This is a genomic window from Salinimicrobium sp. 3283s, assembly GCF_039602225.1.
Classification (GTDB): domain Bacteria; phylum Bacteroidota; class Bacteroidia; order Flavobacteriales; family Flavobacteriaceae; genus Salinimicrobium; species Salinimicrobium profundisediminis.
On the sequence record NZ_CP143631.1, the window covers coordinates 1,557,969 to 1,580,060 of the forward strand.

Sequence of the window (22,092 nt, forward strand, 5' to 3'; positions counted from 1 at the left end):
ATTTTAATTCTCTAACTCTATTGATTTGGTAATCTCGAATTCCTCTTTTAAACGAATATCTTGAGAAGAAGAACCAATCATAATTTCAAAAGTCCCTGCTTCAACTATTCGCTCATTTTGAACATTAAGAAGGGCCAGATCATCAACCAATAATCTTAGCTTAACCGTTTTGCTTTCTCCCGGAGCAATAGAGATTTTTTTAAAATCCTTTAATTGTCGGGAAGGAGTAACCACACTACTCACCACATCATTGAGGTATAATTGAATCACCTCTTCCCCGGTCACTGCTCCAGTATTTTTCACCTGTAACTGCACGTCAACCACGGTTTGGAGCTTTTTTTCCTGAACATTCACACTCAACGCTGAATATTCAAAGCCAGCATAGCTAAGGCCATGACCAAACGGATAAAGTGGCTGAGCGTCTATTTCAACATAATCCTGATGCTGTGGAACAAGGTGATTGTAATAGACAGGTAATTGGCCTACAGATTTTGGAACTGATACTGGTAATTTACCAGAAGGGTTGTAATCTCCAAAAAGTACATCGGCTATGGCATTACCACCCTCCTGCCCGGGGTACCATGCTTCCAGGATAGCAGGGATATTTTCGGCGGGCCAGTTTAAAAGCAAAGGCCTGCCTTTTATGGTAACTAAAACAGTAGGGGTGCCCGTAGATTTTACAGCCTTGAGAAGTTCTAACTGTTTTCCCATTAACTGTAAGGTAGCTCTATCATAGCCTTCCCCACTTTCCATATCACTAATAATACCCTTATCATCCTCTACTACTGCAGCCCCTGTTTCTATGTACTTGGTTTTGAAATCACGTGCACTGGAGCCCCCCAGCACCACAATTGCAACATCAGATTTTTTTGCTGCTTCTACTGCGGCTTCAATATCAGTTTGTGTGGTGTCTCGAATTGCCGTTCCTTTTACATAAGTTACCTGCGCCCCGGGAAGTTTATTTTTGATACCCTCGAATACTGTCACAATATTATCCTCAGGTTGCGGCGCGGTATAATCTCCTAACTGGTTATATATATTATGCGCATTAGGACCTATTACGGCCACTTTTTTTACATTTTTGTTGAGTGGGAGAATATTGCCTTCATTCTTCAGTAAAACAAGGGATTGCTGCGCTACCTTTCTTGCCAGTGCTTTGTGTCTCTCGCTTCTAACATTTTCCTTGATATTTAAGGTATCCACAAAAGGATTTTCAAAAAGACCCATCCTGAACTTCAAAGCAAGAACCCGACTTACTGCCGCATCTAATACGGAAACTGAAACCTGATTATTCTTTACTGCCTCAATTAAAGCTGCATCAAACCCATTACCTCCCAGATCGGCATCTACCCCTGCATTAATAGCCATAGCTGCAGCATCTTGAGGAGATCCTGCTACCTGGTGACTTCCTCTTAATCCTTCTATGCTTCCCAGGTCTGAAACTACAAATCCATCAAATCCCCACTTTTCCTTTAAGGTTTGATCCAGAAGTCTATCGTGAGCTGTACTGGGTATGCCATCAATCGAGCTATATGCTGTCATTACAGAAAGTGCCCCGGCCTTAACAGCCTTTTCAAAAGGATATAGATAATTCTGAAGATCCCTTTCTCCAATGATTACTGCAGCGCCATTGTGGCCCCCTTCAGAAACACCATATGCCGCAAAATGCTTTAAAGTAGAAATGACGTTTTCACCACTAGAAATATCCTCTCCCTGAAAACCTTTTACCACCGCAATGCCAAGTTGTGCATTTAAATAAGGATCTTCCCCAAAGGTTTCTTCTACCCGAGACCACCTTGGTTCACGGGCCAAATCGAGAATAGGTCCGTACCCAATATGTGCTCCCTGTACCCGGGTTTCAAGTGCGATAGCAGAAGCCATTTCATAAAGCAAATCTGGATTCCAGGTACTCCCCTGCCCAATGGCCGAAGGAAATACGGTGGTTCCAATAGCCATGTGACCATGCATACATTCTTCTGCCAGAAAAACAGGGATCCCAAGGCGACTGTTCTCAATGACATACCTCTGCAATTCATTTGTAAGCCTGGCTGCAAGCAAAGGGTTTAATCCATTATCCAGGGTCTTTTTTGTCCAGGGGTCGGCTCGAAGTGTTCCCCAGAGTGAACCAATGTTTCGATCTTGTACCGCATCTTTAAATTCCTGGCTTACTTCTACCGTATGGTCATTAACTTTATGGTACATGTGCCATCCCAAAAGTGTGGATAACTGCCCTACTTTTTCTTCCAGGGTCATTCTCTTTAAAAGATCGTTTACCCTTTCATCAACACTCCTTGAAGGATCTTTATATATAGATTTTGTTTTTACCTGCTGTGCGTTTATGGCAGCCATTGGGGAAAAAATACATAAGCAAAAAACTATAATAGTTAAGTAGGAAAAAGAAAAATTCATTGGGAGTTCAATTTTATAAAACGTAAATATTTTACTCTCTTAAAACCTGAGGTCTCTAAAATAGTAAATTCAAAGAAGGTTTTTTTCTGATAAAAATGAAAGGCGATGGTGGGTTACAAAGTATAATCTAAAAGAAAGGAATTGCAGAAGGCATTCTTCTACAATTCCTTTTAAAGTGATCAATTATTCTCTCCAATAGAAGTCCCCACCTTCAATATTCCATGAATTATCAAAAAACCCACTATACTTAAGACCAGAAATACCATTTTTCATCATTGTATCGTCAAAGATCATCACATCGGGGAAAAAAGTACCGTTCTCAAGATAGTCATTGGCATATGCACCTTTCATTCCTCTCTCACCTGTTGCAGTTATCACACCTACACTAGCTATATCACTATCTCTTCTTGGGAAAATGAAATAAGCACCCCATTGTTCCCCAGAAAAGGTTTTATCTCCAACCTGAAGCTTATTTTTTGTAACCTGAATGGGAGAGTCCTTTAAAAGCCTGTTCCAGGCAGCATTATTGCTTTTATTTCCATAAAGTATCACGTTCCTGTCGCTGTATTTATCAGTCCTAAAATCTACATCCCTTACTAATTCGACATTCCCGTTGGCCCTGTAGTAGAACTTTTCTGCATCAAATTTTGCCCTGTTGTAATACCATTCATTCTCTTCTTTTGAGCCTCTTGTCGCAAAAACGAAAACCATGTTATTTTTGAAAGCATCCTTGAATCCGCCGTACCGGTGTGGTCCTTTTTCTGCAGCTGAAGGTGTGGAAGCAACCTCCCAAACACCGCCATTCTTTCTAAAAAAGGCATTTTCTGTTGATGTTTTAATGGGGAGAATTTCATTGTCAATACTCATTGTGTCAAGTGAAGAGACACCCATCTCCTTAAAATTAAGTTTTAAAACTTCTACGTTCTCTGTCTCTAAAGACACCTTCCCGTCTTCTTTATCAAACTTAAAAGAGCTAATCTCAAAAGGCTTTTCCTGTTGATAAATAGTGACAAAATGAGAAGTTGCAGAAACGCCCGGAGAACCGGTAGAAAATTCAATTTCATCTATTTCTTCCGGAGATTTTATTTTTCGCGCCCTAAAGAAATCGAAAATAAGAGGCCAGTCTACACTATGATCTCCATACCAGTGGGTACCGTCCGGATATTCATAGTAAGCGAAATCATTGTGGAATTTCCCTAAACGTTCACGCATTTCACGGGCGATAAAAGTAGGTACTACCGAATCTGCTTCCCCATGAAGCACATATATTCCGAAGTGAAGATAATTGTTTTCAAGCTTCAGGGTTCTACTTGGGTTTCCGGCTCTTCTAACCATGGAATCCATTAACCGGTCAGATTCCTTTTCATATCCGGCAGATATACTTTTAAGGAATTCAGATTTACTCATACCGAACCTTTCAAAGTATTCTTCAGGTCTTTCTGCAGCCCTTCTTACAAAGCTATGCCTATACTCCAGTAAATCGGGGTATCCTGCAGCAGGTGCAATGGCCGCAAATCTATCAGGGTAAGTAGCCCCTAAATACCATGTGCCGTGACCACCCATTGAGTGTCCTGTAAGATAAGTGTGCTGTTGATCTGTTTTTAACAAATTCTCGGCATGCTCCAGTACTTCCAGTGCGTCCAAACGCCCCCAATCTTCCCATGCGAAACCAAAGGGCCTGCGATTGGTAGGAGCCACCAAATGGCCCCAGTTTTTTTGTTTATAGGCGTTGGCTTGATTTACAGCTTCTACTGAGGCACCATGAACAGATAGAAACAAAGCCTGCTGTTCTTTTTCTTTTGTAAGTGATGGCGCAACACTATAATATTGTACACTACCATCTATATCGCTAATAAAGGTTTTTTTATGATGGGCATATTTTGATTTTATTGCCAACTCGATATTAGTAGAATCAATTATTTTTCCTCTCCTGTCTTTTAACTGGACAAGTACGTTAAGCGTATCACCTACAGGAAGAATTTCGGGAACAGGAATGCTAAAAGGCACTTTTCTCACATTTAAGGGAGAAACAGAGGGTACATTGGTTTCATTTTGATGAGACCCTACAATTGTTACTATACTAGCACCTTTGAGCCAGGAATCATTGCTGTTCATAATCCTGATTCCGCCTATTAAATCTTCTTTGTCCTCTCTCTGCACATCTGGCAGAGTCATGTCTCTTGTGGTAAACTGTACCGGTTGGTTGGGTTCAAGTAATCTGGCACGCATATGGGAAAATCTTCCCCCGGTTAAAATAAATTCATTTTTCCCTTTATTAAGTTTTACGGGAATAAGACTCCAGCCGAAATCATAATGATCTCCTTCGTGAGGCAGGCCATTAATTAAGGCTGCTGTATGCCCAGAAGCTTCAAAGATCACTGTCTTTTCTGAACCTGAATCATACTCCAGGTAGAGATAGCCATTTCTAAAGCCATCATCATTGAATTCACTGTTTTCACTTATCTCAATTTTTTCCCATTTAGCCGCCTTAGTGTCAACATCAGCAAAAGCTTCTTCTCCTTCAGAGATAACCATGGTTTTATCCTGAAGTAAATTTGCAAAGAGTGGATCACTTAGAACTGATTTTGCTTCCGCAGGAAGTCTCTTCCTTGAAAGGATTAAACCTTCCTCAAACAGATGGATTACCTCTCCTTCATTGATATCTTCAACTTTTTCCTTTCCAAAATATTCTACAATATTACCCTCTCTTTTTTGAGCAGATAAATGACTCACCGAAAGAAGTAAGCTGAAGAATATAAGTAATTGTGTTATTTTCATTTCGTTTATTTTTGAATTAAAAAAAGGGAACCTCTAAATAGAAATTCCCTTTTAATGATAATCTGGTTTTCAAATATTCTCTTGGTAATATTGCTAATTCAAACACTAGTAGATATTTGCAACTAGATTGATCCTGTTTGGGTTTTATTGTTTAGGACCTGCACCATAATCAGGATTTGGTTCATCAAACCAAATTCTTTCCTCATTAAGAATAAGTGGATTAACCGATCCTGGGGTGAAGCCCTGACTAATGTAAGCAGCCTCTGTATTCTCAAAGTTCTTGTTGTCTTCAGTAGGTATTTCTACACTAAATCTACGTGGGATAACCAATTCAGTTCCACCTGCAACAAGAGGATCCCATGGGAAGATGTTACTATTCCTTACCGGAATACCTGACCTTCTCACAGTAGTCCAGAGATCACCAGGAGTAGCTGCAAAATTGATGTACTGTTGAATATAAATTTTTTCAAGACCATCAGAGCTTAAATCGTAGGCAGGTTGATCCAGTAAGGCCTGAATTTCACCATCTCTCAGAGCTGTACTTCCCTCAGATGCAAGCTCAGAATCCAAATAAACGGGATCTTCATCATAATAAGGATAACGGTTGTTTTGTGCCATTAGATCCAGTCTTCTTACAGATAGTTCCACACCTTTATCAAAATATTCCTGAGCTGAACCGGAAATATTTGCTCCAAGCAATTTAAATTCTGCCAGGTAAAACATAGTCTCTGCCGATGATCCTAAAATAACTTTCAATGAAGGGAAATTGTCCACAACCTCCAGAATACGTCCTCCAGGCTTAGTAGGGTAGGTGAAGTTAATAGCGGTACGTACTAATCTCTCATTGAAATTTGAAGTTGAAGCATACACTTTTTCTACACCATCAACGCCAATTCTATTATTAACGCTCTGATTAAAATAAAAATCATTGTCACCATCTATAGTTGCATCAGGCGCAAGAGGAACCCCGTGGTATCTCACCCATGGTTCACCCGGTCCAGACCAACCAGCAAAATCACCATTTGAATCAGTCTCAACATATTCTGCGACATAAGGCGGTAATGGCTTACCGGCATCTAAAAATGCCTGTACTACTTCACCATTAAAGGAGTTCTTTTCAAAAAGTACTCTTAACCTCGGATCTTTATTCTCAATTAGAAAATCAATAAAATTCTCTGCTCCCATACCTACACCTACACCTTCCCCGGTACCAAAGTAATCAACACCTTTGTGGTAAAGAAAATCATCTGAAAGTTGATCCATATATCCTGCGGGAGAGTTGACAACTTCTTCTACTATTTCTATCGCTTTAGCCCTATCTTTATTTACAAGTCTTGCAGCGATCTTCAATTTAAGAAGATTGGCAAATTGAGCCCATTTTTTATAATCACCTCCATAAATAAGATCCTGATCTCCCACATCGAATTGATCCTCTGCCATAAGGTCAACAATAGCAGTATCGAGCTCATCAAGCCAAATATTAAACAGTTCGGATTGCAAATCATAGACAGGAGTTAATAAAGGAGGAGTAGTGTATGGAGCCATTCCAGCCTCGCTATAAATTATTGCACCGTAATGGTCTGTAAGTGTCATTGCAGGAAGAATCTGGATAGGATAAGTCATGGCTCTCATGGCTCGTCTTTCTTCTTGTTCACCAGGAGCCATAGCATCAATTCTTGCTCGAATTTCTCTCACTGTAGGGATTAGGGAAGAGTAAATATTATGGTCTCCCTTTGGACCCATCTCCACTACCTGCTCTGTATTCCCGGAATTCACTCCTCCTGTCACCACTTGTGACCACGGATAAGTGTAATCAAAAGCATTATAGAACCATGTAGTATAGTCGTTTTCATACATCTGCTCAATAGCCTGAGTCATTGAAAGCGTCAACTCTGGCTCAGCAACCTGAGATGGGTCACTATTCAAGTCTGCAAAATCTTCTTTATCACATCCTATGGCAAAGATGAGTGTAGAAAATAAAGCTAATTTAATTGTATTTTTCATAAACCGTATTTTTTAAAAATCAATAGAAACTGTCATAGAATAAGACGCTGTGTACGGAGTAAAAGACCTCTCCAGGAAAGAAGAAGAACTTGTAGTACCTCTAAATCCTTCAGGATGAATATCGTTTGGCAACGAATTATGCAAGTAAGCAAGATTGTGTCCGTTTAATCCAATGTACAAGTTTTGTGCTTTAATTTTATCGCTAATACTAGACGGGAAGTTATATCCAATACTAATGTTTCTTAAAGCTATATACTCTAATTCGGTAAACCAATCGTCGTTAACAACACCAGAACTCCAAGCATTATTAAAGTAATGGTAGTAACCGGCATGAGTAGGTTCAACATAACCCTGATCAAAAGCTTCCTGGAAAGTCATACCTCCCACATTAACCATTGTCCCATCAGGTGCAGTAATTGATTGACCAGGACTAAATACTCCTTCAGGAATAATACCATCTTCAAATACCTGTCCTTGAGTATCAGCATACTCAGATGTCCAGGTTACTCCACCGTATTCTGGAGCTCGTCCCTCAAGCGATTCTTCTAAATATCCATAAGCTGTACCATATTTACTAGAGTAAGAAGCAATATGCCCACCAAAACGAGCATCTAACAGCACAGACAATGTAAGTCCTTTATAAGAAAATTCATTGCTCCATGAGCCTTCAAAGTCGGGCTGAATTTTACCAATCTCTTCAACAACACCACTACGTGTATAAACAGCTCCACGGTTAGCATCACTATATTTTAAGATAGGCATTCCATTACGGGGATCGTCTATAGGATTCCCGTTTGCATCGGTAGACTGCCATAACTTTTTAGAACTATCAGACATTAATACTCCGTATTCCCCACCTTCAAATGCAACAGAACCTATTCGATAGTTCCCATAGTTGGTATAACCTCCTAATACTTTATATTCTCCGTAATCTTCATGTAACTCGGTAACTTTTGTAGTGTTATTCCAGTAGTTAAAAGTAGATCTCCACCTAAAGTTTTCTGTTCTAATTGGATCAACAGTCAAACTAAGTTCCAATCCATAATTCTTAAGTGTTCCTACGTTGGTAAACAGATTATTATATCCTGACTCCCGTGGAATTGGAACAGAACCAATTTGATTTTTAATAGTCTCATCATAATAGGCAACGTCTAGACCTATACGATTTTCAAGGAACCTAAGATCTGTACCTATTTCAAATGAATTTTTTCTTTCTGGCTCAATGCTTCTATCCACTAAGGTAGTAGAAATATTATTCCAGGGAACAAAATTCCCATTCTCCATTTCAAAGCTACCTATCTGGTATCCAGGGTTAATCAGGTATGGATCTGTATCACTACCTACTTGTGCCCAAGAAGCTCTCAACTTTCCGAAGGTTACCCATTCAGGCATTTCAAAGGTCTGATCAAATATCCACGATGTAGAAACAGAAGGATAGAAATAAGAGTTATTTCCTGTACCGTCTGTATATACGAGGGCCGAAGACCAGTCATTTCTACCTGTTATATCAAGAAAAACCTGATCCTGATATCCGAAACTGGTAAGGAAGTACAAGGAATTAATTTGTTTAGTTCCAAATACACTTGCAAACCCTATTGGATCTCTTTTAGAGTTATCAATAAAGAATTTACCAGGAAAAACTAGTCCACCATCTGTTCTCACATTACTTTGTGATTTTTCCTGATCCCAAATCTCTCCTCCGAGTAAAACCTGGGCAGAGAAATCTTCATTGATCTGGGTATTTGCATTTAAAGTAATCTTACCTGTTCTGCTCACGTTTCTTGTATGGTTTAATTCGTATCCCCCACCTTCATTTGCCAAACCACTTCCTAAATTTTTATCTTCGAACCGGGTGGTATAGTAATTCATATTTCCTTCTACAGCAAGGGTAAGCCAGTCTGTAAGAGAAGCCGACAAACTCACTACAGGGCGAACCACAGTCTCTTCCTGCACAGCATTTGCAGTATTAAAGGAGAACCATAAACCTGCATTGGGTGCATAAGCATATTCGTCACCATAATCAGAATTAGGAATTCCGCCATGTTCGGCCTGCCAATATCTCCTCTGAGAATATTTTTTAGTATTATAGATTCTTTCAAAACCTCCCGAGGCAAAAATTTCAGAAAAATCATTTCTGGCATTTTTAGACTCAGATTGAGTAAATGTTACCGAACCATTAGCTTTTAACCACGGGGCTACTTCATAACTTGCTCTAAAAGCTAAAGTGTTTCGATCAAAACTATTGTTGGGTAGAACACCTGTTCTATAGCTGTAAGAATCTGACAAGTAGAACGTCGCTTTTTCATTCCCACCTTTTATAGCAAAGTGGGTATTGCTGTTCCAACCAGTGTCGTACGCATCTTTCATGTTATCCTCATTAGCCACATAAGGAATAAGATTTCCGTCATAATCTTCGATCATCACACTACTATCAAACCTTGGCCCGTAACTAAGTCCACCACCTGCATGATTAATTAAAGTAGGATCTCCATCAGTATTATAATAGAATTCAGGGCTAAACCTGTAGTAATCTCCATTTGAATCCTGTCTTCCATAACCTACATATCCGGGAAGTGTTCCTGGACCAAATTCATTCTGTAAGGCGGGTTGCCTGTATACGTCTTCAATACCGACTGTTTGGCTTACGGTGACACCTAATCCCCGAGCACCAGAACCATCTTTAGTTTGAATAATTACCACCCCGTTTATACCGCGAGAACCATACAAAGCTGTCGCAGCTGCACCTTTAAGAACTGATACACTTTCATAGTTGTCAGGGTTTAGGTTTTTAAGAATATTTCCGTAGTCATTCGCACTTGCAGACCAGTCTGCCGCTTCATCAGCAACTGAATTTTCAAGAATAACTCCGTCTATTACGAAGATTGGCTGGTTATTGTTTGAGTTTAGAGAGGAAATCCCCCGAATTTGGATTTTGGAATTTCCAAACAATCCTCCATCTGAAGATCCAATACTTACACCAGCAACCTTCCCCTGTAGACCTCTCACAGGACTCACCGTGTTGGTTTTACTAATTTCACCCCCTTCGACCTCGCTCATTGCATAGCCGAGTTTCTTAGTCTCTCTTTTGATTCCCAGAGCGGTTACCACTACCTCTTCCAGGGCCTGAACATCTGCTGTTAATTGAACATCTATAGTACTTTGGTTCCCAACGGTAATTTCTCTAGTGGTAAATCCTACCATAGAGAAAACAAGAACAGCATCAGAAGGAACGTCAATCATGTAATTCCCATCCATATCTGTTACTGCACCATTCATGGTGCCTTTTTCCACAACTGTTACACCCGGAAGTGGCATTCCATTCTGAGCGTCTGTAATAGTTCCAGATATTGCCTGATCCTGCGCTACCATATTCTGACTAAAAAGCCCGAGCGCAAAACCAAACAAGATAAATAATTTGATTTTCATGGTTTGTTGTAATTTGGTTAAATAATGTCTACAAGATGTAGTAAATATACTGCAAATGTTACAGGAGTGTTAAGGGAAAAATCGAATTTCGACGAATAGCAGCGGTGGATAGCTCAACAACTTCCTGGGTTCGAAAACGATATAGACTTGCACATTTTAAAAGGTTTTTTAATACATTTCAATTGATGATGTACCTATCAATTTGGAGTGAGAAATGAAAAGGTTTTCATGTTTTTTCCCATCTATTAAAATATATTTTAGAGGTTCCCCAGCCTTAATAAAAGACTTTATCATAACTTCATGGTTATCTTCCAGATGAAGAGTTATTTTTTTAAACCTAGGTGCAAAGAGTGTATAGACTGGATCTGCCGGGGTTACTGGATAAAAGCCCATCATGGCATAAATTACCCAGGCACTCATGGTACCTGTATCATCGTTACCAGGTAGTCCTGCAGGCGCATTAGAATAGTACCTATCAAGTAAATCATTAATCCTTTTTTGAGCTTTATCATTTTCTCCCGTTACAAAGTTGTAAAGAAAAGGATATCCAAAATCGGGTTCGTTGGCCATATCGTAATGACCTGCATCAAATATATAATCCAGCTGTTGAATGAAATTTTCTCCCCCTCCTTTTAGCTTGATTATTCCACGGATATCATGCGGCACCATATAAACATATTGCCAGGCATTCCCTTCAATATATCCAACATTTTTAGTAAAATTTGCACCGGCATTGGGGTCAAAGGGTTCATACCAATCTCCATTAGCCTTTTTTGGTCTTAAGAGTCCGGTTTTACTGTCATACAATTTTCTGTAAGACAGTGAGCGTTTATAAAATTTTTTATAGTCCTCTTTTTTCCCAAGGGCTTTGGCTAGTTGTGCAATAGCAAAATCTGATATATTATATTCCTGGGTCGTTGAAACAGGTCCTGCTATTCCACTCTCAACACTTAAATATCCTTTTTCTACATACTCAGCATTTCCAGGACGAAGAGGATTGTTTTCTGTAACTGTAGCCCCTTTGAGCATAGCTTGGTAAGCCTTTTCTACATCAAAATTTCTAAGACCGCGCAGGTAAGAATCAGCAATAACTACAGAAGCAGGATCTCCAACCATTGTAAAGGTCTCTGTGGAATTTAATTCCCATTTTGGCAGCCATCCATTCTCATCATACATAGCCAACATGCTATTGATCATTTCCGTCTGTTCCCCGGGATAAAGCAGGGTCATTAATTGATGGTAATTCCTGTAAGTATCCCATAATGAAAACACGGTATATCGGCTACCTTCTGTTTTTCCTATTTTGCCGGTGGCTATTTCAGGATACTCTCCATTGACATCACTGAAAATATTTGGATGAATTTGGGTGTGATATAAAGCTGTATAGAATACCGTTTTGTCTTCAGCACTTCCCCCTTCCACCTCAGCAACCGAAAGTTTTTCATTCCACGCATCTCTTGTTTCTTCATATATTTCATTAAAGCTTCGATTCCCTACTTCCTTCTGGAGGTTCTCTCTGGCATTTTCAATACTCACGTATGATACCGCCACTTTTAATTCAACTTCTGTTGGCTGCTGGAAATCATATGAAAAATATGCTCCAATACTGTCCCCAACAACTTCGCGTGTAAACCCTTTTTTAATTCTTACCTTATCATTATAAGTCATCCATTGTGCTTCCATCCCCTCATAGTTATAAGGGTTCTTCCATGCACCGAATTCCTTTGAAGGTTTAGATAGTTGTGCGACAAAATATACCGGATAAGAAGCTTCAGGATTGTTATAACAAAAAGAACCTACTGTTCTCATCCCTTCTACCTCACTTGGGGAATTTATTTTTAACATCCCCCCCTGTTCATTTGTCAGCCCTAATCCAAGATTAATAAGAATATTAGCATTCCCTTTTGGAAATGTGTATCTGCTTACCCCTACCCTTGTAGATGCTGTTACTTCTGCTTTTATTTGATATTTATCCAGTTCTACAGCATAATATCCCGCTTTAGCGGTTTCGTTCTTGTAAGTTGTACCATAGGTTTCATGGTTTGTCTCAACATCACCTGTGGTAGGCATAGCCAGTATAACCCCGAGATCGGGACAACCAACCCCACTAAGATTCACATGACTAAACCCGGTCAAAAAAACATTTTCATGAACATAAGGGTTCGATAACCACTGGCTATCCTTCTCGAGTTTGTTTGTGCCGCCAGCAACATTAAATGGGGAAACACTTGCCATTCCCCGTGGCGCAATGGCTCCCGGATTGGTAGCTCCATAATTGGAAGTTCCTATAAAAGGGTTAACAAATTCCACCGGCTCCTGAGAAAGGAGAATTTGTAATGAAAATAAACTAAGAACAAAAAAAAATCGGATTTTCATAGTAGGGTTATTTTTTCGGACTCATGGAATAAGGTAAAGCATTATCATGCTGCCCAAAACTTTTGTTTGGTGAATCACTCATTTTAAATTTGATTTCTCCACCTGGGAGGATATCTTTTAAACTTAGATAAGTCTTGTGGTATTCTTTCCCATTAAGCTTTACAGAGTTGATGTAAAAATTAGAACCTGAATTATCTTCTGCAGAAATTGTAAATACATTCCCGTTCTCCAGGTGAAGCTTTGCCTTTTGGAATAACGGGCTACCAAAAACATATTGGTCTGTTCCGGGGGTAACAGGGTAAAATCCAAGAGAACTGAAAACATACCACGCCGAGGTTTGTCCATTATCCTCATCGCCACTATATCCATCGGGGTTTGGAGAATATAACCTTGTAAGGACTTCCCTTATCTTTTCCTGAGCTTTCCAGGATTCACCCGCATAATTATACAGATATATCATATGCTGAATAGGTTGATTCCCATGAGCATAATTCCCCATATTCACGATTTGCATCTCTCTTATTTCATGAATTGTAAATCCATAATAGGAATCGTCAAAATCTGGGGGCATACTAAATACCGTATCTAGCATTGTGGTAAATTCTTTTTCTCCACCCATCAAATTAACGAGCCCCTGGACATCATGAAAAACAGACCAGGTATAATGAAGACTATTACCTTCTGTAAAGGCATCTCCCCATTTTAACGGATTGAATGGCTTCTGAAATTTACCGTCCTTGTTTTTGCCTCGCATTAGGTTAGTTTCAGAATCAAACAGGTTTTTATAATTTTTTGCCTGCTCATAAAATCTACGGGAGGTTTTTTTATCTCCTCGTTTTTCTGCAAATTTCGCGATAGTCCAATCGGCATAGGCGTATTCTAAAGTTCTTGCGGCATTCTCATTAATTCCCACATCATAAGGGACATAACCCAGTTTATTATAAAAATTCAGTCCCTCTCTTCCCACAGAAGACTCAGGGCGTCCTTCTTCAATATTTGCATTTTTAAGAATGGCTTCATACAGTACATCTACATCTTCATCATAAACATTTCCCTTGAGAAAAGCATCGGCTATAATAGGAGCTGAATTAGAGCCTATCATTACATCCCGGTGGCCAGGGCTCGCCCATTCCGGTAACCATCCCGATTCTTTATAAGTATTAGCTAACCCTGCCATAAACTGCTTATTCATCTCGGGGTACATCAAGTTGAAGAAGGGGAATACCGCTCTAAAAGTATCCCAGAATCCATTATCTGTAAACATGTAACCCGGCAAAATTTCTCCATTATACGGGCTGTAATGAACCACCTCGTTATTCCCGTCTATTTCATAGAATTTTCTGGGAAATAGAAGAACCCGATATAAACTTGAATAAAATGTTCTTTTATGATCAATATTATCATCCTCAATCTCTATTCGGCCCAATTCTTTATTCCATATAGCTTCGGCTTCTTCTTTAATATCTTTAAAGCTTTTCCCTGCTAATTCATTATCAAGGTTACGTTGGGCCTGCTCGAAACTTATAAAAGAGGAAGCTACTTTAACATTAACTTTTTCTCCCTTCTCAGTTTTAAACCCAACAATTGCCCCCACATGCTGCCCCTCTTTTTCTGTAGCACCTAAATCAAGCGTCCATTCATCTCCCCATGTGTGGGTGATTTGAAAGTTCTTATCAAATTCTGCCACAAAATAGTTGTGAAAATTATCAGGTACGCCACCGTGATTGTTCCTGGCATATCCAATTATTTTTCGTTCTTCAGGAATAATTTTCACCATTGATCCTTTTAAAAAAGCATCAAGCAGTATGTAAGAACTATCGGCCTTTGGAAAAGTGAACTGAAAATGTGCTCCTCTAACTGTAGGTGCAACTTCAACCTTAACATCATACTCAGCTAAATATACACTGTAGTAATGAGGTGTGGCAATTTCGGCTTTATGGGAAAACCATGAAGCTCTTTCATCTTCCTTATATTGGAGGTCACCTGTCACTGCCATAAGAGAAAAGGCTGCATAATCATTTAGCCAAGGGCTGGGTTGATGTGTTTGCTTTATGCCCCGAATCTTATAATCATCATAATTATAGGTCCATCCATCTCCCATTTTAGCTGTTTGGGGCGTCCAGAAATTCATTCCCCACGGAAGAGCAATTGCAGGATATGTATTGCCATTGGAAAGTTCAAAGGCTGAATCTGTTCCCATAAGCGTATTTACATACTGCACAGGCTCCTGCCCCAGGCAAAGCTTGAAAGAAAAAAGAGCAAGTAATAATCCCAGTTTTTTCATTATTTCAATTTTTCAGGTTGAAAATAAATTTAATTTTCTTCGTAGGTGATATAGGCCGAAACCAGCCAGTGATTTAATTTATCCCCGTCAATTGGAGTACCATCAATAGAAATTGTTAGTTGATTTTGCCCTTTTTGAAGGTTTCCAATATTTTTTACCATAGGAGACACCTTTGACCCGGGGCACCAGTTAGACCTGGAGAGATCTGAAGATGCTAATCGTTCTTTTATTTCTATGTACTCTTTCTCTCTATTTTCATTGTAAGCAAAAGCTGTGTCTTTTCTTACCCAAACCCCCGATGTTGGATTAAAGCGCCTGAAAGAAGCACAATCGTCCCTCCAGGGAATGGTATCAATTAAAATTTCGTTATTTATCTTCACGGTATTATGCAGCTTTATAAACTCATCCCCTCCACTATGGCCACCATGGCCTGTGGTGATATAATGAAGCTTTGCATTTTTGACATTTTTGGGCAGTTTAAAATCTACTGTAAGATCTTCTTCGGAAAAGAGGTCTGGATGGGTTTGTGAAGCGTAATAAACAGTATTTACCAAGGGCAGCACTTTTTTCTTCTTTGCGGCCCTTCCTGAATACTCCAGTTCAACATCAACGAGATATCCTTCTGAAGTCCAGGTATCTATCCACACTCCAACAATAAACTCACCGGTTACCGCAGTAGATAGGTGGGAAATATCTTCTGTCCATTTCACTTCCTCTTCCCATTTGGGCACATAAACCGGCCTATTGTATTTAATCCTGGGATTTTTTTGTTCATCACTGTAATGACCTACTCCAAAAGGAGTCATAAACCTAAGTATCTCAAGGGCTGGATTATATTCTCCTCCTTTTTTGATCCCCTGATAACCTGGTATTCCCGCAGCCTCCGGTAAATTCGCTTTACCTTCAGCAATATCGATAATATCGATCTTCTCAGGATCTGTAATGACAAAAAGTGAACCCGATTTATCCCAGGTATCTCCGGCAGAACGCAGGGTCATATGAACAAAAACATCAGTTCCTTTTTCAAAGTCAGGCGCTTTGATTTTTTTATAAATTATTCGGCCATCCTGTAAGCGGATATTATGAACTGTATCTCCGGCAATACCTGTGAAATTTACAGGCTGGTTTTTAAAGACTTCTACTATTTTAGTCTTCTGTCCATATAAAGAGAAGCTTAGAAGAATTATCCCAACCCGAATAAGACTTTTTATGTTTTTCATTTCGATATTTTTCTAGTTCTAAAACTGGTTGATAAAAAACTTTTATTGATGCCTATATCTTATTCAACTATAATTTCATCAACAAACAGCCATGCGTTTCCTCCCCGCGGAGTCTTGCCAAGGTTTGCAGCCTTAACTTTAATGTACCTTGTCTCCTGTTCATTAAAGTCCAATACAAAATCTTTCAATTGAGGTATGCCACTATGACTAAATTCTCTTTCTATTTTACCTACGCTGGTATAGTCCTTACCATTTTTTGAAATTAGCGCTTCCACCTTTACAGGAAAATAAATTCCAGATCCCTGGTTCTCCATAGAACCTACAGTAATCTTGTTCACCGGTACTTCTCTCTGCATATCAATCACCACCTCCATATCATCTACCAGCCACGCCTGCCACTGTTTATCATGAAAGTTTAAACTGCCACGAATTACGTTTACCATACCTACTTCTTTTGCACCCTGGTAACTATCGTGATAAACCGGGTTATAACTTACATCCTTCCCAACTGCTTTATGGAAATGAAAAGTTTTCTCGAATGTTTGACCTTTTTGCTTTCCATTCTCAAAAACCCCCGCCTTTATTGTTGCTGTCTTAGAAAGCTCAAAAGGTTCCTGATATATTTTTGAGTCTGCTCCGGGATCATCTCCATTTAGGGTATATCTTATTTCTGAATCTGGAAATTCATTCTGAAGTTTGACTTTTACCACATTGCTGGTCAGGTCAACTTCAGTATCTGCCGTGACAGAAAAAGAACTTCTGGCATAGTTTATTCCCTGATAATCGTAACGGGGAAGGATGTTTTCTTTCAAACGATCTGAAAAACCGGCCCAATCAAGTTTTTCTTTTGGGCTCCAAAGCACTTCAGATAAAGCGACTAACCTTGGAAAGATCATGTATTCCGATTGCTCATTTGTCGTAATAAATTCTGCCCACAAATTGGCCTGTCCTCCCAACACGTGCTCTTTTTGAGCAACAGACATAGAATCTACAACCGGGTCAAAACTATATACCTTGCTTAAAGGCGTGTAACCGCTAAAAGCTACAGGTTCAGTATCAGGAACTCCCTGGTAGAAGTTAAAATAAACATGGCTACCCGGCGTCATTACCACATCATGTCCCTGCTCTGAAGCTTCCCAACCTCCCTGTGTACCACGCCAGCTCATAACAGTAGCACCTGGAGCCAGCCCTCCTTCAAGAATTTCGTCCCAACCTATAAGGGTTCGGCCGTGAGAGCTTATAAAACGCTCCATTCTTTTGATAAAGTAACTCTGTAACTCCTTTTCATCCTTAAGACCTTCTTCTGCCATTCTTCGCTGACAATTTTTACAGGTTTTCCAGTTGGTTTTGGTTGCTTCATCACCACCTACATGTATATATTTCGAAGGGAACAATTCCATCACTTCTAAAAGAACATTTTCAAGAAATTCAAAAGTAGATTCTTTACCGGGGCAATAGATGTCGGTAATTGGCCATACCCCTCCCGGAGGTACCATAATCTCGTTGCCATGACAAGAAAGTTCGGGGTATGCAGCAATAGCACTCATAACATGGGCGGGCATTTCAATTTCGGGAACCACATTAATTCCCTTAGTCCCTGCATAAGCAACTATTTCTTTGATCTCCTCCTGGGTGTAGAAACCACCCAAAGTAGCTTCTTCCCCTAACTGGGGCGTAGGCCTAGCATCCCAGTGCTTGTCCTCATGATCAACCCTCCAGGCACCAACTTCAGTAAGTTTTGGATATTCTTTAATTTCAATTCTCCAGCCCTGATCATCTACCAGATGGAAATGAAATGTATTAAGCTTAAGGTATGCCATCCTATCAATGACATCAAAAATATATTCCTTCTCAAAAAAGTGTCTGGATACATCCAGCATTAAACCCCGCCATACAAATCGCGGCTCATCATCAATTGTGATTACGGGAACCTGCCAAGCTACACTTTCTAATAACTTACTACTTTCAAGTTCAACAGGAAACAATTGCTGCAAACTGGCAACTGCATATGTAAATCCAGCTTTAGTGCTGGCTTTGATAGAGATTTTATCTTCGAGTACTTCAAGTTGGTAAGCTTCTCCTTTAAAATTTTCATCAAGGATAAATTGCACAAAGTTTTTTGAAGGTGCCACTTTTTCCACTTTTAAGTCAAGCCCTGCCGCTTGTGCAAGTTTATTCCTGAGCGGATTTATGTAATTCTCCTCCTCCTCGCTGGTCACTACCAAAGTGGTGTTCTTGTTAAAACTGAAAAATCCCTCTCCTAACTTCATTTGAGCCGGGGTTGGAACTATTTTAATTTCTTTTTCAGTAAATAATCTTTCCTGATTGGATGTATTGCATGCAAACAAGATTAATAAAAAGACTAAAAAGATGAGGGGTCTTGTCGAGTTCATGATACTACTACTTAATGTTTTTCTGTGATGGTGTAATTTTAAAAGTACCCGAATATTCCTTTCCGGTTAAAAGGTATTGATCCATTGGCAGCCTCCCCCAGCTATTAATACTCCCCAATCCCATGTGGGCAGTATCTATTGTGAGAAAGGTTAAATCTCTGGGTTGAATCTCTTCGGCATGGCGTTGATCTTTTTGCAAACCGTCATCAAGATCTTCGGTAAGAAAATGTAACGCAGTAAAACTGAAGTTCACTTTTCCTTCCAGTCTTAAAATGACATTTTCACCAGACATTTCCAGCCATCGCACTTCAGACTTATTCCCTGTTTCCTGGGGGCGTATATAAGGATAATATTGTTCACTTACCGTTTGCTCATAAACACCCAAACGCGCAGAGGTTTGGCGGTCCTGGTAATTTTCTATCGGTCCCAACCCATAATAGCTTACCGACTCGAAATCTCCGGGCAGCACCATCTTCACTCCTACTTTGAACAGCATTGGAATTTCTTCAGAATCTCCTTTTTTGAGGTGATAATCAACCAGGATTTCTCCTTCGCCGTTGATCTCATAATTTATAGTCATTTCTGACAAAACTTCCTTTAAATTGTACTTGGCAGTAACTATAATATTTTTACCCGAAGGTTTGTATGTCCAGTTTATAAGTTCCGGATTTTCCATTGCTTCTTTCCAAGGTCTTAATTTTTGCTGAAGCCCGGCACCCATATCATTATCTGTTGGTGCCCGCCAGAAGTTGGGTCTCAATTCAAAACCATCTTTTAAAATCTTATTTCCTTTATACTCATAACCGGTCAAAAATCCTGTAGATCTGTCAAACATATACTTAGCGCCAGGTGATATAAAATTAACCTGATCCTTGTTCTTTTCTGTTTTTAATGCTTCGGTACCGGTAATTTTCACTGCCTGTTCATATTCACCGCCAAGATAAAGTTGCTCCTGCGCAACAACATGACCTTTTTCAAGAAGACCGGAATCATGAAGTAGTACGTAGTCGATGTTTAAAAACAGCTCTCCTGTTTCTTTATCTGGTATCTCAAGATCAAGGCTAAAGCTGTTTTTTTCCTGAGGCTGAACATTTAGTTCAAGCACCTCTCCTTTTGAAATAACTTTCCCATTTGCCAGCACTTCCCAACTTAACTTCACATCATCAAGCTTTTTAAAGAACCTTTCATTATAAATAGAAATTTGTCCTTGCTGAGGGTCTAAAAGGCTGGTATGTATATCCTGATAGATCTTTTTTACCTCATAAGCGTGAGGGTTGGGATCTCTTTCTGGTGAAAATACCCCGTTATTCAAAAAATTATTTGCACTGGGAACATCTTCGGGACCAAAATCACCTCCATAAGCCAGGATCTTCAAACCATCTTCAAGAGTTTTATAGATTGACTGGTCTACCATATCCCAAATGAAGCCTCCCTGAAAATGATCGTGAGTACGAATAAAATCCCAGTAATCTTTTAAGCCTCCAATAGAGTTACCCATGGCGTGAGCATACTCACACATAATATACGGCCTTTCGGGATTAGGATTTTTTGAATTATAAGCCCTCATTTCTTCTACAGAAGGGTACATAGGAGCAATAATATCTGTATTCCACTCAGCGCGCATCTGCCCTTTGTCCATATAAGGTAAAATTGCCCGTTCGTGCTGAATAGGGCGCGAATTGTCTCGCATTTTTATCCAGTTATAGCCGTTGTAGAAATTAACTCCGTTTCCTGCTTCATTTCCCATACTCCATATAATAACTGAAGGCTGGTTCTTGTCCCGCTCAACCATTCTTTGCAACCGCTGAAGATGTGCTTCTCCCCAACTTGGGGCGTTTGCCAATGTCCTGGTAAGATCATATCCCATCCCATGAGATTCAATGTTGGCCTCATCCACTACATACAAACCATACTTGTTACAAAGTTCGTAGATATACTCATCATTTGGATAATGAGCAGTACGTACAGCATTAAAATTAAACTCCTTAAGAATTCTTATATCCTGCTCCATACGTTCCCTGGACATAGTTTGACCATGAACAGGATCGGTATCATGACGGTTTACCCCTTTTAAAAGAATTTTCTTTCCGTTGACCAATAAGTGACCATCTTTTATCTCTACTTCTCTAAAACCCACGTCTTGCTTAATGATTTCAATTATACTGTCTTTCCTGTCTTTTAAAAGAAAATATAACTGATAAAGATTGGGTGTTTCTGCAGTCCATTTTTTAGAATTTTGGAGGAAAAACTCGAGGTTATCTTGAGTTTTCCATTCCCGCACGCTACGTTTTTCAGAAGCTATAATTTTTAATCCGTCTCTTAGCTGCACCTCCAGATAGTCTTTATTTTTCTTCGGAACATCAGAAAGCTGGATATTCACTTTCAGTTTGGCATCATGGTAATCTTCATCTAATTCTGTACGTACAGTAAAATCTTTAAGGTGTACAGGATTTCGGGCATACAGGTAACTGTCTCTTGTAATACCACTCATTCTCCAGTAATCCTGATCCTCCAAATATGAACCATCACTCCATCTCATCACTTTTAATACAATAAGATTTTCTCCGAGTTTTACATATTCTGAAATGTTGAATTCCTGTGGTAATTTAGAATCTTCACCGTAACCCACATGCTTACCATTCACCCACACTTCCAGGTTTGATTTTGCAGCACCAATGTGCAAATAAACCTCTTTATCTCGCCATGCATCATTAATGCTAATAGTGCGACGATAAACACCTGTGGGATTATATTCTTTGGGAACTATAGGAGGATTAATATCAATGAGGTTGTGAAACTCATACAGCTCATTGGTATAAATAGGATAGCCATACTCATGCACTTCCCAGTTTGCCGGAATTTGAAAAGTATCCCAATTTGAAGTGTTTATTCCTTGTGCGAAAAAATTTTCGGGAAGTTTAGAGGGATTTTCAACCCATTTAAATTTCCAGTCACCGTTTAAATTCTGATAGTTTTCAGAACTTTTCCAATCATTTGTTTTTGCCAGTTGCTCGTTTTCGAAGATATGATACGAACTTCGCATGGGTGCTCTATTGACTTCATTGACGAATTCGTTTTCGTAATTCTCTTTAGAATTCTGCGTCCAGCCCTGGGCATTAAAAAAGAGGAAGCAACCAATCAAAATAAACGTCAAAATATGGGGTCTTGAAAATGGCATTTTTGAAGGGTTTTGGGGGATTTA

9 protein-coding genes are annotated in these 22,092 nt (G+C 39.5%); all 9 read right to left on the bottom strand.

The annotated features are described in order from the left end of the window. Nucleotides 1–3: 3 nt before the first annotated feature. Nucleotides 4–2,349: a glycoside hydrolase family 3 N-terminal domain-containing protein gene (locus tag VS868_RS06845; RefSeq protein ID WP_345599650.1), complete on the bottom strand. Its 2,346-nt coding sequence runs from the start codon at nt 2,347–2,349 to the stop codon at nt 4–6. Between the two features lie 243 nt (nt 2,350–2,592). Next, nucleotides 2,593–5,187: an alpha/beta hydrolase gene (locus VS868_RS06850; RefSeq protein ID WP_345599651.1), complete on the bottom strand. Its 2,595-nt coding sequence runs from the start codon at nt 5,185–5,187 to the stop codon at nt 2,593–2,595. A 144-nt stretch (nt 5,188–5,331) separates the two neighbouring features. Continuing rightward, nucleotides 5,332–7,191, bottom strand: coding sequence for a SusD/RagB family nutrient-binding outer membrane lipoprotein (locus VS868_RS06855; protein WP_266069789.1), 1,860 nt, complete (start codon nt 7,189–7,191; stop codon nt 5,332–5,334). A gap of 12 nt (nt 7,192–7,203) precedes the next feature. Then, nucleotides 7,204–10,617, bottom strand: a complete 3,414-nt coding sequence (locus VS868_RS06860) for a SusC/RagA family TonB-linked outer membrane protein (protein WP_345599652.1) — start codon at nt 10,615–10,617, stop codon at nt 7,204–7,206. Between the two features lie 168 nt (nt 10,618–10,785). After that, nucleotides 10,786–12,993: a GH92 family glycosyl hydrolase gene (locus tag VS868_RS06865; RefSeq protein WP_345599653.1), complete on the bottom strand. Its 2,208-nt coding sequence runs from the start codon at nt 12,991–12,993 to the stop codon at nt 10,786–10,788. 7 nt (nt 12,994–13,000) lie between these two features. Continuing rightward, nucleotides 13,001–15,277 carry a GH92 family glycosyl hydrolase gene (locus VS868_RS06870; RefSeq protein ID WP_345599654.1) on the bottom strand — a complete coding sequence of 759 codons (2,277 nt, stop codon included), beginning with the start codon at nt 15,275–15,277 and terminating at the stop codon, nt 13,001–13,003. A 29-nt stretch (nt 15,278–15,306) separates the two neighbouring features. Continuing rightward, the gene (locus VS868_RS06875) at nt 15,307–16,497 is read right to left on the bottom strand and encodes a PNGase F N-terminal domain-containing protein (protein WP_345599655.1); all 1,191 of its coding nucleotides are present in this window, start codon (nt 16,495–16,497) and stop codon (nt 15,307–15,309) included. A 59-nt stretch (nt 16,498–16,556) separates the two neighbouring features. Next, nucleotides 16,557–18,890 carry a family 20 glycosylhydrolase gene (locus VS868_RS06880; RefSeq protein ID WP_345599656.1) on the bottom strand — a complete coding sequence of 778 codons (2,334 nt, stop codon included), beginning with the start codon at nt 18,888–18,890 and terminating at the stop codon, nt 16,557–16,559. A gap of 7 nt (nt 18,891–18,897) precedes the next feature. Then, nucleotides 18,898–22,068, bottom strand: coding sequence for a glycoside hydrolase family 2 TIM barrel-domain containing protein (locus VS868_RS06885; protein WP_345599657.1), 3,171 nt, complete (start codon nt 22,066–22,068; stop codon nt 18,898–18,900). Nucleotides 22,069–22,092 lie beyond the last annotated feature (24 nt).

What these genes read in the sequence shown, in the direction of transcription:
- VS868_RS06845 (WP_345599650.1), bottom strand. Translation starts at nt 2,349, where the DNA reads ATGGCTGCCATAAACGCACAGCAGGTAAAAACAAAATCTATATATAAA.
- VS868_RS06865 (WP_345599653.1), bottom strand. Translation starts at nt 12,993, where the DNA reads ATGAAAATCCGATTTTTTTTTGTTCTTAGTTTATTTTCATTACAAATT.
- VS868_RS06870 (WP_345599654.1), bottom strand. Translation starts at nt 15,277, where the DNA reads ATGAAAAAACTGGGATTATTACTTGCTCTTTTTTCTTTCAAGCTTTGC.
- VS868_RS06880 (WP_345599656.1), bottom strand. Translation starts at nt 18,890, where the DNA reads ATGAACTCGACAAGACCCCTCATCTTTTTAGTCTTTTTATTAATCTTG.
- VS868_RS06885 (WP_345599657.1), bottom strand. Translation starts at nt 22,068, where the DNA reads ATGCCATTTTCAAGACCCCATATTTTGACGTTTATTTTGATTGGTTGC.
- VS868_RS06875 (WP_345599655.1), bottom strand. Translation starts at nt 16,497, where the DNA reads ATGAAAAACATAAAAAGTCTTATTCGGGTTGGGATAATTCTTCTAAGC.
- VS868_RS06860 (WP_345599652.1), bottom strand. Translation starts at nt 10,617, where the DNA reads ATGAAAATCAAATTATTTATCTTGTTTGGTTTTGCGCTCGGGCTTTTT.
- VS868_RS06850 (WP_345599651.1), bottom strand. Translation starts at nt 5,187, where the DNA reads ATGAAAATAACACAATTACTTATATTCTTCAGCTTACTTCTTTCGGTG.
- VS868_RS06855 (WP_266069789.1), bottom strand. Translation starts at nt 7,191, where the DNA reads ATGAAAAATACAATTAAATTAGCTTTATTTTCTACACTCATCTTTGCC.